13 protein-coding genes are annotated in these 15,943 nt (G+C 72.5%); 6 read left to right on the top strand and 7 right to left on the bottom strand.

Features of this window, described 5'->3' with window-relative positions; translation table 11 throughout:
- The first annotated feature begins 48 nt into the window (after positions 1-48).
- The 3 genes from AB0B35_RS21025 to AB0B35_RS21015 all read left to right on the top strand — a co-directional run bounded on the left by AB0B35_RS21025 (position 49) and on the right by AB0B35_RS21015 (position 4,705).
- On the top strand, positions 49-1,320 hold the full coding sequence (locus AB0B35_RS21025) for an MFS transporter (protein WP_361047936.1): 1,272 nt from the start codon (positions 49-51) through the stop codon (positions 1,318-1,320).
- 92 nt (positions 1,321-1,412) lie between these two features.
- Positions 1,413-2,603, top strand: a complete 1,191-nt coding sequence (locus AB0B35_RS21020) for a glycosyltransferase family 4 protein (protein ID WP_361047933.1) — start codon at positions 1,413-1,415, stop codon at positions 2,601-2,603.
- Entirely contained in the window at positions 2,600-4,705 is a 2,106-nt protein-coding gene (locus tag AB0B35_RS21015; protein ID WP_361047930.1) for a glycogen debranching N-terminal domain-containing protein, read from the top strand. The genes AB0B35_RS21020 and AB0B35_RS21015 overlap by 4 nt, the downstream gene beginning before the upstream one ends.
- A gap of 120 nt (positions 4,706-4,825) precedes the next feature.
- Here the strand turns inward: AB0B35_RS21015 and AB0B35_RS21010 are convergent, their stop codons facing one another.
- Both AB0B35_RS21010 and AB0B35_RS21005 read right to left on the bottom strand, forming a co-directional pair.
- The gene (locus AB0B35_RS21010; RefSeq protein ID WP_361047927.1) at positions 4,826-5,671 is read right to left on the bottom strand and encodes a SigB/SigF/SigG family RNA polymerase sigma factor; all 846 of its coding nucleotides are present in this window, start codon (positions 5,669-5,671) and stop codon (positions 4,826-4,828) included.
- A gap of 76 nt (positions 5,672-5,747) precedes the next feature.
- Positions 5,748-6,161 (bottom strand): heavy metal-binding domain-containing protein, encoded by a 414-nt coding sequence (locus tag AB0B35_RS21005; RefSeq protein ID WP_360524260.1) that lies wholly within the window; start codon positions 6,159-6,161, stop codon positions 5,748-5,750.
- 139 nt (positions 6,162-6,300) lie between these two features.
- Here AB0B35_RS21005 and AB0B35_RS21000 point away from each other — a divergent pair, with 139 nt between their 5' ends.
- Positions 6,301-6,786 carry an 8-oxo-dGTP diphosphatase gene (locus tag AB0B35_RS21000; protein ID WP_361047924.1) on the top strand — a complete coding sequence of 162 codons (486 nt, stop codon included), beginning with the start codon at positions 6,301-6,303 and terminating at the stop codon, positions 6,784-6,786.
- A 140-nt stretch (positions 6,787-6,926) separates the two neighbouring features.
- On the opposite strand, the gene AB0B35_RS20995 is transcribed toward AB0B35_RS21000, so the two are convergent.
- From AB0B35_RS20995 to AB0B35_RS20980, 4 genes are all read right to left on the bottom strand, one after another.
- On the bottom strand, positions 6,927-9,797 hold the full coding sequence (locus AB0B35_RS20995) for a BTAD domain-containing putative transcriptional regulator (RefSeq protein ID WP_361047921.1): 2,871 nt from the start codon (positions 9,795-9,797) through the stop codon (positions 6,927-6,929).
- A gap of 73 nt (positions 9,798-9,870) precedes the next feature.
- Positions 9,871-11,055: an ABC transporter permease gene (locus AB0B35_RS20990; protein WP_361047917.1), complete on the bottom strand. Its 1,185-nt coding sequence runs from the start codon at positions 11,053-11,055 to the stop codon at positions 9,871-9,873.
- Positions 11,052-11,813: an ABC transporter ATP-binding protein gene (locus AB0B35_RS20985; protein WP_361047914.1), complete on the bottom strand. Its 762-nt coding sequence runs from the start codon at positions 11,811-11,813 to the stop codon at positions 11,052-11,054. Before AB0B35_RS20985 ends, AB0B35_RS20990 begins: the two co-directional genes overlap by 4 nt.
- Positions 11,810-13,147 (bottom strand): efflux RND transporter periplasmic adaptor subunit, encoded by a 1,338-nt coding sequence (locus tag AB0B35_RS20980; RefSeq protein ID WP_361047911.1) that lies wholly within the window; start codon positions 13,145-13,147, stop codon positions 11,810-11,812. The genes AB0B35_RS20985 and AB0B35_RS20980 overlap by 4 nt, the downstream gene beginning before the upstream one ends.
- 92 nt (positions 13,148-13,239) lie before the next feature.
- Here AB0B35_RS20980 and AB0B35_RS20975 point away from each other — a divergent pair, with 92 nt between their 5' ends.
- Positions 13,240-14,358, top strand: a complete 1,119-nt coding sequence (locus AB0B35_RS20975; RefSeq protein WP_361047908.1) for an AI-2E family transporter — start codon at positions 13,240-13,242, stop codon at positions 14,356-14,358.
- Positions 14,359-14,416: 58 nt separating this feature from the next.
- Positions 14,417-14,971, top strand: coding sequence for a hypothetical protein (locus AB0B35_RS20970; protein ID WP_361047906.1), 555 nt, complete (start codon positions 14,417-14,419; stop codon positions 14,969-14,971).
- A 103-nt stretch (positions 14,972-15,074) separates the two neighbouring features.
- Here the strand turns inward: AB0B35_RS20970 and AB0B35_RS20965 are convergent.
- Positions 15,075-15,943, bottom strand: an 869-nt coding sequence (locus tag AB0B35_RS20965) for a hypothetical protein (RefSeq protein ID WP_361047903.1), incomplete at its 5' end; no start/stop codon positions are given.

Here is a 15,943-nt window from a genome sequence, read left to right as displayed (position 1 = left end):
GCGGTGTAGATCGCGCACGATGGGTGCGTGACGTTGCTGGAAAACAGGGTGAACAGGACGCGGAGCCAGAATCTCGCCTGGGCGGTCGCCGCCGTGGCGCTGGTGTCGATCGTCGGCGCGGCCGGCTTCCGGGCCACGCCCGGCGTGCTCATCGAGCCGCTGGAGCAGGCGTTCGGCTGGTCGCGCGGCACCATCTCGGCGGCTGTGTCGATCAACCTGGTGCTGTACGGGCTGACCTCGCCCTTCGCCGCGGCGCTGATGGAACGCTTCGGCATGCGCCGGGTGGTGGCCGGGGCGCTGCTGCTGGTCGCCGCGGGCAGCGGGTTGACCGTGTTCATGACCGCGAGCTGGCAGCTGATGCTGCTGTGGGGCGTGCTGGTCGGCCTGGGCACCGGCTCGATGGCGCTGGCGTTCGTGGCCACCTTCACCAGCCGCTGGTTCGTCAAGCACCGGGGCCTGGTGACCGGCGTGCTGACCGCCGGCGGCGCGGCCGGGCAGCTGGTGTTCCTGCCGCTGCTGGCGAACCTCGTGCAGGCCTACGACTGGCGGGTGGCGGCGCTGACCGTCGCCGGGTCGGCGCTGCTGGTGGTGCCGCTGGTGCTCTGGCTGCTCCGCGACGACCCCGCCGACCTGGGCATCACCGCGTACGGCGCGGATGCCGACACCCCGCCCGCCGCCCCGGTCGCGAGCACGGGAGCGGCCCGGCGGGCGCTGGGCGCGCTGCGCGACGCCGCGAAGACACGTACGTTCTGGCTGCTGGCGGGCGGCTTCGCGATCTGCGGCGCGACGACCAACGGCCTCGTGGGTACGCACTTCATTCCCGCCGCGCACGACCACGGCATGCCCACCACGACCGCGGCGAGCCTGCTGGCGCTGGTCGGCATCTTCGACATCGTCGGCACCATCGCCTCGGGCTGGCTCACCGACCGCTTCGACCCGCGCTGGCTGCTGGGGATCTACTACGCGCTGCGCGGGCTGTCGCTGATGATCCTGCCGGGGCTGTTCGCCGCCGACCCGCACCCGAGCATGCTGGTCTTCATCCTGTTCTACGGCCTGGACTGGGTGGCCACCGTGCCGCCGACGATCGCGCTGTGCCGTAAGCACTTCGGCGCGTCCGGGGCGATCGTGTTCGGCTGGGTCTTCGCCTCGCACCAGTTCGGGGCGGCCGGCATCGCGCTGGTCGCGGGCCTGGTCCGGGACAGCAGCGGCTCGTATGCCGCGGCGTTCTACGGGGCGGGGCTGCTGTCACTGGCTGCGACCGCGATGTCCCTGGCGATCGTCCGGCCGGGTGTGGTCCGGCGCTGGCGGCTGGCATCCTGACCGCTTGACCTGCCCCGACGGCATATACGGCGTTGGGGCAGGCATGAAATCCCGTCACTGCGGGTATATCAGCAGCCGTGATAACCACGCTGGTGAAGGGTGTACCCACGCCCGAACATCTCGCCAGGGTGCAGGGCACCCTGTCTGCCAACGGCACCGCCCCGTTGAAGATCGCGATGGTGGCGCCGCCCTACTTCGACGTGCCACCGGCCGCGTACGGCGGCATCGAGGCGGTGCTCGCCGACCTGTCCAACGCCCTGGTCGACCTGGGACACCAAGTCACCATGATCGGCGCAGGCAAGGACGGCACCAGGGCTAGGTTCTGGCAGGTGTGGGACCGGGCCGTGCCTGAGCGGCTGGGCGAGCCCGGGCCTGAGATCATCTACGCGACGCTGACCCGCCGGGTCATCGAGAACCTGGCCACCGCGGGCGAGGTCGACGTGGTCCACGACCACACCTTCGCGGGGCCGCTCAACGCTCCGGCGTACGAGGCGATGGGGCTGCCCACGATCGCCACCGTGCACGGCCCGGTCGACTCCGAACTGCGCGGCTACTACCAGACCCTGGACCGTGACCTGTCCCTGGTCGGCATCAGCGAACGCCAGCGCTCGCTGGCCCCGGAGCTGAACTGGGTCGGCGTCGTGCACAACGGGCTGCGCCCGGCCGACTGGCCCTTCCAGCGGGAGAAGAAGGACTACGCGCTGTTCCTGGGCCGGTTCAACGCCGACAAGGGCGCGCACACCGCCGTGCACGCCGCGCACGCGGCCGGGCTGCCGCTTATCCTGGCCGGCAAGTGCGCCGAGCCCGCGGAGAAGAAGTACTACGCCGAGCAGGTGGAGCCGCTGCTCGGGCCGAACGACCAGATGATCGGCATCGCCGACGCGACACTCAAGCGTGAGTTGCTGGCAAATGCCCGCTGTCTGCTGTTTCCTATCCAATGGGAGGAACCGTTCGGCATGGTGATGATCGAGGCGATGATCTGCGGCACGCCCGTGGTGGCGCTGCGCCGCGGCGCGGTGCCCGAGGTGGTCGAGCACGGCGTCAGCGGCTTCATCTGCGACGATCCGGCCGAGCTCCCGGCGGCGCTGCGCGCGGTGTCCGAACTCGACCCCGCGGAGTGCCGCGAGCAGGTGGTGCGCCGGTTCAGCGACGAGCGGATGGCGGTCGGCTACGTGCAGGCATACCGGGCGGCCCTGGCGGAGCGGCGCAGGCCGCGGCTGCCCGGCCGGGGCGGGCGGGCGATGGCACGCGTCGGACGGCTGACGTCGGCGGGTGAGCGGTGACAGTGCCCGCCCAGCCCTCACCGCTCAACGCAGGCGACCCGCAGCCGCTCGGCCAGGGTCAGGTCACCATCGTCGAAGGCACCACGTTCAGCATCTGCGCGCCCAACGGGGACATGGACCCGGGGGGCGCGCAGGGCCTGTTCTTCCGCGACACCCGGATCATCTCGCGCTGGCAGTTGCGCATCGACGGCCAGCAGCCACAGCCGCTGTCGGTGGCCGACACCGACACCTTCGCGTCCCGGTTCATGCTGCGCCGCGCGCCCGCCGCAGGGCATGCCGACAGCACTCTGCTGGTGGTTCGGCAGCGCATCGTCGGCGAGGGCATGCGCGAGGTCATCACGCTGACCAACGTGGGCCGCGAAGCCACCCTGGTGCACCTGGAACTGCACGTCGACGCCGACTTCGCCGACCTGTTCGCGGTCAAGGAGGGCCACGCCGCGGGCACGGCCACCCATGCCCAGGCCAGCGGGGTCAACCTGGTGTTCAGTCGGCCCGACAACTCGCGCGGGCTGCTCGTGCACGCCACCGGCGAGCCCGTCAGCAGCCACAACGGGCTGAGCTGGCAGATCGTCATCCCGGCCCGGGACGAGTGGCGCACCGAGATCATCGTGCATCCGGTGGTGGACAGCCGGCGCATCGAACCGCGCTTCCGCGAGCACCTGTCGCCCGAGGAGGCCGAGGAGCACTCGTGGCGGCGCCAGGTCACCTCGATCCGGACCCAGTACGAGCAGCTGGGGCTGGTGCTGCGGCGCAGCGTGCGGGACCTCGACGCGCTGCGCATCGCGGCGGGGGAGGACTCCGCGCACACCTTCGTGGCCGCGGGCGCGCCCTGGTTCATGACCCTGTTCGGCCGGGACAGCCTGCTGACCTCGTGGATGGCGCTGCCGCTGGACCCGTCGCTGGCCGTCGGCACCCTCTACACCCTGGCGGCGCTGCAGGGCCGCCAGGTCGACCCGTGCAACGAGGAGGAGCCGGGGCGCATCCTGCACGAGCTGCGGCTGGGCCCGCAGAGCACGTCGGCGCTGGGCGGCTCGCACTACTACGGCACCATCGACGCCAGCCCGCTGTTCGTCGCGCTGCTGGGCGAGGCGTGGAAGTGGGGCGCGGCCGAGTCGGACGTGCGGGCGCTGCTGCCGGCCGCCGACGCGGTGCTGGCCTGGATCGACGGCTTCGGCGACCGCGACGGCGACGGCTTCATCGAGTATCAGCGGGCCACCGACCGCGGCCTGTTCAACCAGGGCTGGAAGGACAGCTGGGACGGGGTCAACGACGCGGCGGGCCAGCTCGCCGAGCCGCCGGTGGCGCTGGCCGAGGTGCAGGGGTATGCGTACGCGGCCTGGCTGGCCCGCGCCGATCTGGCCGACGCGTTCGGCGAGCCGGCGCTGGCCGAGTCCTGCCGGGCGCGGGCCGACAAGCTGCGTTCGCTGTTCGCCGAGGCGTTCTGGCTGCCCGACGAGGGCTACTTCGCGATCGCGCTGGACGGGCGCAAGCGCCGCATGGACGCCATGTCCAGCAACGTCGGGCACTGCCTGTGGACCGGCATCGTCACCGACGAGCACGCCGCGCAGCTGGTCGCGCGGCTGTCCGAGCCGGACATGGACAGCGGGTACGGGCTGCGCACGCTGTCGGAGCGGATGGGCGCGTACAACCCGATGAGCTACCACAACGGGTCGGTGTGGCCGCACGACACCGCGCTGTGCGTGGCCGGGCTGATGCGTTACGCCCACATCCCGGGCGCGGTCGAGCTGGCGCACCGGCTCACCGACGGGCTGCTGCGGGCCGCGATGTCGTTCGGCGGGCGGCTGCCCGAGCTGTTCTGCGGGTTCTCGGCCGACCGCTTCCGCCCGCCGGTGCCGTACCCGACGTCGTGCTCGCCGCAGGCGTGGGCCAGCGGCGCGCCGCTGCTGATCGTGCGGGCCTTCCTCGGCCTGGACCTGGACGTGCCCAAGCGCAGCCTGGTGCTGCGGCCGCGGCTGCCGCAGGAGTGGGGCACCGTGACGGTCGACCGGCTGCCGTTCGCCGGCTCGCTGCTGAAGATCACCGCATCAGGTAGCGACGCCAAGGTCCACGGTCTGCCGGAACCGTCCACGGTCTTCAGCTGAGCTCGGTCCGGCCGTCGACCGCACCCTACAGGCGCGGAAGTCGCGAAGCGACGAGCGACCGGAGGATAGGGGAGGCCTCCGAGGCCGGACCGCGCGTCCGCGGAGGCGGACGCCAGCAGCTCAGCTCAGTCCCTGAGCGGCCAGGGACTGGCGCAGGTGCTGCAGGCAGCGGGTGAGCAGGCGGGACACGTGCATCTGGGACAGGCCGAGCCGCTGGGCGATCTCGGCCTGGGTGAGGTCGGCGGCGAAGCGCAGCGCGAGGATGTGCCGGTCGCGCTGCGACAGCCCGGCCACGGCTCGGCCGATGGCGTGGCGGTCGGGCAGCGACTCCAGCCGCCGGTCGTTCTCGCCGAGCAGTTCGCCCAGCTCGGCGAAGCCGTTGCCGCTGCGCACGACGCTGTTGAGGGAGCCGATGGCGTACGCGTGCGCGCACTCCAGTCCGTCGCGGATGTCGCCCTCGTCGCGGCCCAGGTGTGCGGCCAGGTCGCGGATGTCGGGGGTCCGTTGCAGGGTCTGCGACAACTGCGGCACCGCCCGGCTGATCTCCAGATGCAGTTCCTGCAGCCGGCGGTGCACGCGCAGCGCCCAGCCCCGGTCGCGGAAGTGTCGGCGCAGCTCGCCGAGCATGGTGGGCCCGGCGAAGTGCTCGAACCGCACACCGTGGCTGCTGTCGTAGCGGTCCACCGACTTGATCAGGCCCAGCAGCGCGACCTGGACCAGGTCGTCGGGGTCCTCGCCGCGGAAGCTGAACCGCCGGGCGAGCCGCCGGGCCAGCGGCATGCCGGCGTGGATCACCGCGGCGCGGGCGCGTTCCCGGGCCGGGTCGTCCGGCGCCAGCCGGTGCAGGCGGGCCAGGGCCACGGACACGCGCCGGTCGCGCTCGGCGTTCCACACCTCACCCGCGGGCTCCGGAGAGCCCGCGTTCAGCACAGCATCGATCCTCAACGCGTCCGCATGGGTGCTCATCGCCGCCATCCGCTGGTCCTGCCGGTCGCGCCGCCCTACGCGGCATCGGGTCACCGGCCTTCAGCAGTCAGACTCACTAAGCGGATTTTAACGACATGTCAGCTTCGGTGGCCGGGGTTGCCGGCTTTCTAGGGCGCGGCAACCGTGCCACCTCCGCCTGCACCGCCGTCCCGTACGCGCAGATCTCGATCCACGACTCGGTGATCGGCCGGTGGTCGAAGCGCATCGCCAGCACGGCGTTCGCGCCCATCCGCGCGGCGACGCGCGCCATGCGGTCGACGGCCTCCAGGCGGCACTCGGTCAGCATGTGGATGCGCTCGGCCATGCTGACCCCGCTGCCGTCCATCGCCGACTTGAAGCCCTCGGTGTACGCGCTGAGCGTCCGCGCGGACAGCCCCAGCACCTCGCCGTAGACGGCCCGGACCACGTGGCCCGGCAGCTGGTCGGTGGTCACCACCAGCACGCCCCCGCGGTTGACGACATCACGCATGGACACCACCTCCTGAACGTCCGATAAGAGTGGTATGTCCATCGTGAATGAAAACGTAATCATTCGGTACTCATTTACCACCTTTTTGTGTTAATGGGGCAGACGGGGCACCGGCCGCCGGGCGTGCGACCATCGCCTGATGCCGCTCACGCCGATCATCGCCACCCTCGCCTACGTGCTGTCGCCCGACGGCGGCAGCGTGCTGCTGCTGCACCGCGACAAGCGGCCCGACGACATCCACTTCGGCAAGCACATCGGACTCGGCGGGCGGGTCGAGCGCGACGAGGACGTGCTCACCGGCGTCAAACGCGAGGTCGAGGAGGAGTCGGGGCTGATCGCCCGGCGGCTGTCGCTGCGCGGCACGGTGTCCTGGCCCGGCTTCGGCCGCCGCGGCGAGGACTGGTTCGGCTTCGTGTTCCGCGTCGACGAGTTCGACGGCGAGCCGCACCAGGGCAACCACGAGGGCACCCTGGGCTGGGTGCCGCGCGAGCGGCTGTACGAGGTGCCGATGTGGGCCAGTGACCGCGAGTGGCTGCCGATGGTGTTCGACGACGACCCGCGCCCGTTCCACGGCGTCATGCCCTACCGCGACGGCGAGATGGTGAGCTGGAGCTACGCGCGTTGATCAGCATGAATGCAATCGCATCGTTCAATATATCGGCCGCTGTATGCGGCGCTGCCTACAGTGTGCTCACCGCGTCCGGGACGGGGTGCGGTCGCGGGAAGCGGTGATGGTCCGGCCATCCCACGCTGGCAGTCAGCTGCCTACGGAGGGTGCGGGAGGGCCGGGCCATCACTGGCGAGGAACGCCTCGACGACGTGCTCCTGTGACCTGCCGTATGTGGCGAACAGCCGGGACGCCTCAGCCCGGCAGCGCGCCGCCTCAGCCCGGTCGCCGACGGCCTGAGCCACCTTGGCGACCTGCCTCAGCGCCGCGGCCTGCCGGCCGTAGTCGTCGAGGTCGCGGGCGCGGCGCAAGGCCGTCTGCGTGTCAGCCCGGGCCAGGTCGGGCCGCCGGACGCGTAGATGAATCTCCGAGCGGACCAGGGCCATGTCCACGAAGTAGGCCACATCGCCCTGTGCGTCGGCGATCACCATGCTGCGCCGGCAGTAGCTCAGCGCCTGGCGGAAGCCGCGGGCCTTGCCGTGCAGCACGGCAAGCAGGCCCAGCGCCATCATGGTGTGGCTGGCCGGCCGGTCGCTGCGGACAAGATCGAAGCTGCGGTGCACGGCGGCGATGGCCTCGTCGACCCGATCCTGCGCAGTGAGCATCTCGCCGACGTTGAGCAGCACCAGCGCCCGCAGGGTCGTCGCGCCGATCAGTGCGAGCGCGTCCTGGCTGGCCTGGAACTGTCGCAGCGCCTCGTCCAGGTCACCCGTCCGGCTGGCCAGGATGCCCAGGCTGTTGGCGACCATGGCGATGCCGTCAGGGTCGTCGTGCGCCCGCCAGAACGCCGACGCCTGCTCCAGCGCCGCCCGCGACTCGGCGTAGTGACCCCGGTAGTAGTAGGACTGCCCGCGCATGTTGTAGGCGATGCCGGCCGAGTGCGGGTCATCCGGGGCGTGCAGGCGCAGCGCCAGCGAGGCGAGCCGTTCCACCTCGTCGGGAGCCCGGCGCAGCAGGTAGTTGTTCATCGCGCGCAGCAGCTGCGCCGGATACCGCCGGTCCACCGGGGTGGCCTCGCCCGCCTGCGCAGCGACCGCCAGGGCGGCCGGCAGTTCGGCGTCGAGCCAGCTGTTCGCCTCGGCCAGGTTCCCGATCGGCACGAGGTCGGTGCCCTCCGGGCCCTGTAGCGCGTCGTCGATCGGCCGCCGCACGCCGACCACCAGTTGCAAGGCCCGATATGCGGTGCCGACGTAGTACACGAACAGTCGGTGCAGCGCCTCGGCCCGTTCCTGCGGCGGATCGTAGTGCAGCGCGCACTCGGCCGCGTAGAGGCGCAGTAGGTCGTGCAGTTGGACGCGGCCCGCGGACATGTCCACCAGCCGCGCCTCGACGAGCCGGTCCAGCGTGGAGGCGGCGTGGCCGCGGCTTTCGCCCAGCAGCGCCGCCATCGCGGTCACGCTCAGGTGCGGCGCGCGGGCCAGGCCTGCCATGCGGAACGCCCGTGCCGCCGCCTCGCTCAGGGCCCGGTAGCTGGTCTGGAAGCAGGAACGCACGGCCATGTCGTCGGTGTGCAACTCGTCGAGGCGGCTGCGTTCGTCGACCAGCCGCTCGACGAGGTCCGCGGCCGACCAGTCCGGTCGCGCGTCGAGCCGCGCCGCGGCGATACGCAGCGCCAGCGGTAGCCGCCCACACAGCGCCGCCAGCTGGTGCGCCGCCTGCGCGTCGGCGCGACTGCCGAGCAGCCGCAGCGCGTCGGCCTCGTCGAGCACGTCCAGCGGCAGCAGTGCGACGGAGTCGAGGGAGGTCAGCGCGCGGCGGCTGGTGACCAGCACCAGGCAGTCGGTGGTGGCGGGCAGCAGCGGCCGCACCTGGGCTGCGTCCACGGCGTTGTCGAGCAGCACCAGCAGGCGCCGCCCGGCCAGCAGGGTGCGGAACAGCCCGGCCGACTCGGCGGTGTCGGCGGGGATGTCGCTGTCAGAGGTGCCCAGCGCGCGCAGGAATCGGTGGAGCACGTCGCCGGGGTCCACCGGGGTGAGCCGGGGATTGGAGCCCTGCAGGTCGATGTACAGCTGCCCGTCGGGGTAATCGTCGGCGAGGGCATGGGCGAGCCGGATCGCCAGCGCCGATTTGCCCACCCCGCCGGGCCCGTGGATGTTGCGCACCCGGGCGGTGACCGTGCTCAGCTCGGCGAGCTGGCGCTCGCGTCCCACCAGGACGGTCGCGTCGGGTGGCAGCTGCCGTGGTCGCACCTCGACCTGACCGCGCCCCGGTGCGAGCGCCGCGTCGCGGCGCAGGATCGCGGCCTGGACCTCGCGCAGCCCGTCGCCGGGTTCCATCCCCAGTTCGTCGGCGATCGCCTGCCGGGCCTGCTGGTAGACGTCGAGTGCGGCGGCGGCGTCGCCTGCGCCGTACAGCACCCGCATGAGCTGGCCGTAGGCGCGCTCGCGGGTGGGGTGCGCGGCGATGTGCTCGCGCAGCGGCGTGACCAGCGAGATGCCTTCGCCTGCCAGCAGGCGTGCTTCGAACAGGTGCTCGGTGTGGGCGGTGCGCAGTTCGTCGAGCGCGGTGGCCCGTGCCGCCAGCGCCGGGCCGACCGGGACGTCGGCCAGCGCAGGGCCCGTCCAGCAGGCCAGTGCCTTGCCGAGGCGGGACACGGCATCCCGGATTCGGCCCTCGGCCAGCGCCGCGGTCCCCTCCGCGGCCAGTTGCTCCCAGACGGGCACGTCGCACTCGCCGGGGGCGATGTGAAGGCGGTAGCCGCCCGGTGTGGTGACCAGGCGGTCGGGGTCGATGCCCGCCGCGGCCAGGGCACGGCGCAGGGCGAGGGCGTACGAGCGCAGGTTGGCCACGGCCGAACGCGGCGGACGGTCGCCCCACAGTTCGTCGGTGAGACGTTCCAGGCTGACCACCCGGTCGGCGTCGAGCAGCAGCACCGCCAGCATGCATCGGACCTTGGGCACGGTGACCGCGCCGGGATTCCCGCTCCGGCCGAGGGCCACCGGCCCCAGCAGCCGAAACAAGATCGACACGTTGCCTCCCCCGTGAACGTGAGCCGACGCTCAGACTACGAGGCCGGTCACCGAGGCTTCACTCATGTTCCCGTCACTCGGAACGCAGCGCGACGACCGGATCGAGGCGGCCCGCCCGCTGCGCGGGCACCACGCCGAACACGATGCCGACGGCGCAGCTGACCCCGAACGCCAGCGCGATGGACCACCAGGTCAGCGCGGCAGGCACCGGGCTCAGCGCGGCCGTGGCCAGCGACGCCCCGACGCCGAACGCGATGCCGAGCAGGCCGCCGATGGTCGTCAGCAGCACCGCCTCCAGCAGGAACTGCAGCCCGATGTCACGCGGCCGCGCGCCCAGCGCCATGCGCAGTCCGATCTCGCGGGTGCGCTCGCGCACCGAGACCAGCATGATGTTGGACACGCCGACGCCGCCGACCAGCAGCGAGATGCCCGCGATCGCGGCCAGCACGGCGGTCAGCACGCCCAGGATGTCGCCGAGCACACCGAGGATCTGCTCCTGCGTGACGGCGCTGAACTCCTCGTCGGGGTGGCGGCGGTGCAGTTCGGCGACGATGTCGCGGCCGAGCCGGTCGATGGTCTCGGCGTCGGGGGCCTTGACCGCGAACGCGTCCACCCGCTTGGTCGCCAGCAGCCGCTGCGCCGTGGACAGCGGCACGTGCACCTCGTTGTCGCGGTCCACGCCCAGGCTCTGCCCCAGCGGCGCGAACACCCCGATCACCCGGAACCGCACGCCCGCGATGGTGACCTGCTGCCCGATCGGGTCGCGTTCGCCGAACAGTGTCCTGGCCACGGAGCTGCCGAGCACCGCGACCCGGCGTCCGGTCTCCACGTCGGTGCGGGTCAGGTACGCCCCGGCGCGCACGTCGCGCAGGAACACCTTCGGGGTCGTCTCCAGCACGCCGAGCAGGCTGGTGAACACCTGCTCCTTGCCCGCGCGCACGTTCTCGCCCGAGGTCAGCGACACGGCGACCCGGTCCCGGTCGCCCGCGATGCGGATCACGGCATCCAGATCGGACTGGTCGAGCCGCGACACCGCCGGGGCGGCGTTGAGGCTGACCTGGCCGGGGACCACCAGCAGCAGGTTCGAGCCCAGCCCTTCGACCTGGGCCTGCACCTCGTTCTTTGTCCCGGTGCCCAGCGCGACCAGGATGACCACCGCGCCGACGCCGATCACCATGCCCAGCATGGTCAGCCCGCTGCGCAGCCGGTTGGCCCGCAGCGCGTCCAGTGCGACGCGCCATGCCTCCGCGAGCCTCATCGCCCGGCCTCCCCGTCGTGGGCCGGGCCGTCGGACCCGGTGTCGTCGGCCCGCTGCGTGCTCGCGTCGGCGGCGGTGTCGGAGACCACGCGACCGTCGCGCATGGTGATCTGGCGGCGGGCCCTGGCGGCGACCTCCCGGTCGTGCGTCACCAGCACGACCGCCACGCCCTCGGCGGTGTTGAGCTGCTCCAGCAGTTCCAGCACCGCCTGGCCGGTGGCCTGGTCGAGGTTGCCCGTCGGTTCGTCGGCCAGCAGCACGGCCGGTTCGGTGACCAGCGCCCGCGCGATCGCCACGCGCTGCTGCTCTCCGCCGGAGAGCTGGTTGGGCCGGTGCCCGATGCGGTGCGACAGTCCGACGCGCTCCAGCATGCGAGCGGCCCGCTCGCGGCGTTCGCGTGCGCCCAGCCCGCGGTAGACCAGCGGCAGCGCCACGTTGTCCAGCGCGCTGGTGCGTGACAGCAGGTGGAACGACTGGAAGACGAAGCCGATGGTGGCGTTGCGCAGGTGCGCCATCTCGGCCGCGGTCAGCCCGGCCACGTCGCGCCCGCCGATGCGCAGCCGGCCCGACGTCGGCTGGTCCAGCCCGCCGAGCAGGTGCATCAGTGTCGACTTGCCCGAGCCCGACGGCCCGACCACGGCGGTGTACTCGCCGTGCTCCACGGTCAGCGTCACCCCGCGCAGCGCCGGCACGCTCACCCCGTCCAGGGCGTACGTGCGCGCCACGTCGATCGCCTCGATCGCGGCGTCGCCGGTCATGGCAGGTCCGTTCCCTCGGTGACCCGGTCCACGCCGCGTACCACGATGCGCTCGCCCTCGGCCAGCCCGTCGGTGATCTGCAGGGTGTCCATCCCGGACGCGCCGACGACGACGAAGCGCCGCTGCGCCTTGCCGTCCGGGCCGCGTACCCAGACGCAGTCGCGGCCCTCGCCGGTGAACACGGCCGCGGCGGGCACCGCGATCACGTCGGCGGCCTCGCGCACCTTGAGCCGGGCCACCGCGCTCATGCCGGGCCGCGGCGTCGGCGCGTCCGCGGGCGTCTCCAGGGTCAGGTGCACCCGGTAGGCGACCGCGCCGCGGCTGTTCGGGGTCGGCAGCACGTCGATCGCGCCGACCCGGGCCGGGTACTGCACGCCCGGTGCGGCGTCCAGCTCCACCTCGGCGCTGATCCCGGTGCGCACCAGCAGGATGTCGGTCTCGTCGACGTCGGCGACGATGCCGAGCACGCTCGTGTCGACCACGGTGACGATCGCGGTGCCCGCGCTGACCGGAGCGCCGACAGCCGGCGCGGAGGCGACCCCGGCGGGCGCCGCGACCGGGCCCGACACCCCGGTCGGCGCACCCGCCCCCAGACCGCCGAGCAGGCTGCTCAGATCGGGGCCCGCCGACGCGGACGAGGTGCCGCCCAGCTGCACGACCCCGGCGATGGGGGCGCGCAGGGTCAGTGCGTCCACGGCGGCCTTCGCCAGGTCGTACGCCTGCTGGGCCTGCAGCCGCTGCGCGGATCCGAGCGCCTGCATCGCCGAACCGAGGCTCGCCACACCGCGCTGGACCGCGTCGGCGGCAGCAGCCACGCCCGCCGAAGCCTGCCGGTAGCCCGCCTCCGCCGCGGTGATGTGCGCCAGCAGCGCGTCCCTGGTCGACGGATCGGCGACCTGCTCGGCGGCGTCCCGCGCGTGGCCGAACGCCTCCTTCGCGGAACGGTCCAGCTTGCTCCGCGCGGCGGACAGATCCACCCGCACCCCGCCGCCGCCCGAGCGCTTCGACGCGTCCAGCGCCTGCTTGGCCTGGCGTAGCCGGGCGCGGGTGGCGGGGGAGTCGACCACGGCCAGCAGCTGGCCCTTGGCGACCTGCTGGCCGGGGGTGACGGCGAGCCGGGCCAGGGTGCCCTCGGCGGGTGCGGTCAGGGTCGCGGCGGCACGCGCGGTGACCGAGGCGGGGGCGTCGACGACCTCGCTGACCGACGACCGGCCGACCTCGGCCACGGTCACGTCGAGGCTGTCCTCACAGGACGCCGCGGTCAGCGAGGTGAGCAGGAGCACCGTGCCGAGGGCGAGCGCGGGCCGGGAAGTGCTGCGAAGAGGGGTGCGCACCTGCCGGAGCCTATCCACGACGGTCCACCCGTGGCCATCCGGGCGCTGCGGCGACGCCCGCCGGTGTGGCAGTCTCTTCGCGGAGGTGCGCGATGAGCGAGCAGGACACGGCGCAGGACACGGCGCAGCAGCCACCGGCCCAGCGGCGGCCGGAGGTGGATCCGGACACCCCGGACGCGCAGGCCGCACGCCGCAACCGGCACGTGTTCGTCGTCGGTTTCCTGGGCGGGCTCGGCCTGATGTGCGCCATCATCCTCACCTGGGCGGTGCGCGAGACGCTGTCGGTGCTGCTGCTGATGTTCGCGGCCCTGTTCCTGGCGATCGGCCTGCACCCGGCCGTGGCCTGGCTGCAGCGGCGCGGGCTGCCGCGCGGCCTCGCGGTGACGGTCGTCGCGTTCGGGGTGGTGCTGGTCGCGTGCGGCGGCCTGGGCGCGCTGGCCCCGCCGCTGATCACGCAGACCGGCGAGCTGATCACGAACCTGCCCGGCTACCTCGACGAGCTGAACCGCAACCCGCAGGTCGCCGACTTCAACCAGCGCTTCGACGTGATCGACCGGTTGAAGGACGCCGCCACCAACGAGAACATCACCAAGGCGCTCGGCGGCGCGCTGGGCGGGGTGCAGGCCGTCTTCGGCGTCATCTTCAACGTGCTCACCGTGTTCATCCTCACCATCTACTTCCTGGCCGCCTGGACCCGGCTCAAGGAGGGCTTCTACCGGCTGTTCCCGGCCTCGCGCCGCGACACCGCCCGGGAGATCGGCGACGAGATCTTCGAGAAGATCGGCGCGTACCTGCTCGGCTCGCTGGCGATCGCCTTCGTCGCCGGGGTGAGCACGTTCGTGTTCCTGCTCATCCTCGGGGTGTCGTACGCGTTCGCGCTGGCCATGGTGGTGGCCGTGTGCGACCTGATCCCGCAGATCGGGGCGACGCTGGGCGCGGTCGTGGTGGTCATCGCCGGGTTCGCGCACTCGCCCGAGGCGGGCATCGCCTGCGTGATCTTCTTCATCCTGTATCAGCAGCTGGAGAACTGGGTCATCGCACCGCGCGTGCTGCGGCGTTCGGTCGACGTCTCCGACCTGGCCGTGATCCTGTCCGCGCTGATCGGGGCGGTGCTGCTGGGCGCGCTCGGCGCATTGATCGCGATCCCGGTCGTGGCCGGGGTGCAGCTGACCATGCGGAAGATCGCGATGCCGCACCTGGACCGCATCTGAGCGCGGCGACGGAAGGCCGACACACCACCACCTCCGTGTATGCGGTATGACTGTCGGCATGCAACCCGACGGCATCCTCCCCTCCGCCGTGTCCACAGCCGACAGTGCCGACCCGCTGGCCAAGCTGGTTGACTCGGCGCGCGGCTGGCACGGCGTACAACTCGGCGTGCTCGGTTTCATCGGCTTCTGCGGCGTGCTGAAGATGGGCGCGGAAGCGCCCGGCCCCGACTGGCTGCAGTGGCTGGCCACCGGCGGCTCGGTGGGCGCGTTCGTCATGGCCCTGTGGTCGATCGTCATGGTCGGCAGGGTGGCCTGGCCGGTCGGCGACCCGACCGCGCCCGCGGACCCCGCCGAGATGAGCGGTCAGCTGCGCTCCGGCATCCGCACCACCATCGTCTCGGTGGCGCTGATGGCGTTCGCGGGCCTGTCCGCGTGGTGGCCCACCGAGGCCGCCCCGTCGGTCGAGGTCAGCCTCGGCAACGGCGGCAAGGCCTGCGGCCAGGTCGCCGAGGGCGCCCCCGCCGGCGCCATGTGGATCAACACGACGGCCGGCGAGACCCTGGAGGTCCACCTCACCACCGTCGCCAACATCCGCCCCGTCACCTCCTGCTGACCCGCCACGCTCCGCCCCACCTGGCGCAACTCTTAAAGACCTGTGCCCTCGGCCGCCTGCCGAGGGCACAGGTTTTCAAGAGTTGCCGCAGGGGTGTGACGCGTCAGACCTGCCAGACGTCGACGCAGGTGGTGTCGGCGGTGGACCAGCGGGCCAGCAGGTGGTGGCCGTCGGCGCTGAACGCGGTGCGCACCGAGCGCGCGGCGGTGATGTCGGCGCGGAACACCTCCTCGTCGGTGCCCGACTCGTGCAGCCACACCGCGTTGCCCGCGGCCCCGGCCCGCAGCCGCCCGTCGGGGCTGTCGCACTGCGGCGCGAAACCGTCGTACGGGCTGTGCTCGGTGTAGCCGTCGTAGCGGCGGTGCAGGTCCTCGCCGACCATCTCCTCGACGACCCGGCCCGTGCCCAGGTCCCACATCGTCGCCACGTCACGCACGTACCGTCCGACGTGGACCTTGCGGTCGGCCTCGGCGATCAGCCGCCACTGGCCCTCGTGCACCAGCACCTTCACCGGCTTGTTGTTCGACGCCGCTTTGAAACTGCTGGTCAGGTGCCCGCTGGCGACGTCCCAGACGGAGAACTGCCCGTCGGGATTCCAGGCGACCAGCGCCAGCCGGCCCCCGGGGCCGACGAACACCTTGCCCGTGCCGTCGCCGACGTGCTGCTTCGGGCGCACCTCGTTGACGACCGCGCCGGTGGCGATGGAGCGCATCCGCACGTACGCGCCGGAGCGCTCGCACTCCACGAGCAGCTCGTGGTCGGGGGTGAGCAGCCAGTCCCCGGCGACGCGCATCTGATGCCGCTTGGCGGCGCGGTCGCCGCTGATCAGCTTCGCCGAGCGGGCCACCGCCGCCACGGTGTCCGAGGTCAGGAAGTCCCCGGCCGCGACGCGGTGCTCCAGGAGGATGCCTTCGCGCTGCGCGGTCAGGTCGTACACCCGGTCGTCGGCGGTGCGCACCTGGGCCAGCGCCG

It is taken from the genome of Catellatospora sp. NPDC049133, assembly GCF_040648455.1.
GTDB lineage: Bacteria > Actinomycetota > Actinomycetes > Mycobacteriales > Micromonosporaceae > Catellatospora > Catellatospora aurea.
The sequence above is the reverse complement of the archived record's forward strand: the minus strand, read 5'-3'. Positions and strand labels throughout refer to the sequence as shown.

Coding starts and splice junctions, on each gene's coding strand:
- AB0B35_RS21010 (WP_361047927.1), bottom strand. CDS start 5,671: ATGAGCACCCATGCGGACGCGTTGAGGATCGATGCTGTGCTGAACGCG.
- AB0B35_RS21005 (WP_360524260.1), bottom strand. CDS start 6,161: ATGCGTGATGTCGTCAACCGCGGGGGCGTGCTGGTGGTGACCACCGAC.
- AB0B35_RS21000 (WP_361047924.1), top strand. CDS start 6,301: ATGCCGCTCACGCCGATCATCGCCACCCTCGCCTACGTGCTGTCGCCC.
- AB0B35_RS20990 (WP_361047917.1), bottom strand. CDS start 11,055: ATGAGGCTCGCGGAGGCATGGCGCGTCGCACTGGACGCGCTGCGGGCC.
- AB0B35_RS20985 (WP_361047914.1), bottom strand. CDS start 11,813: ATGACCGGCGACGCCGCGATCGAGGCGATCGACGTGGCGCGCACGTAC.
- AB0B35_RS20975 (WP_361047908.1), top strand. CDS start 13,240: ATGAGCGAGCAGGACACGGCGCAGGACACGGCGCAGCAGCCACCGGCC.
- AB0B35_RS20970 (WP_361047906.1), top strand. CDS start 14,417: ATGCAACCCGACGGCATCCTCCCCTCCGCCGTGTCCACAGCCGACAGT.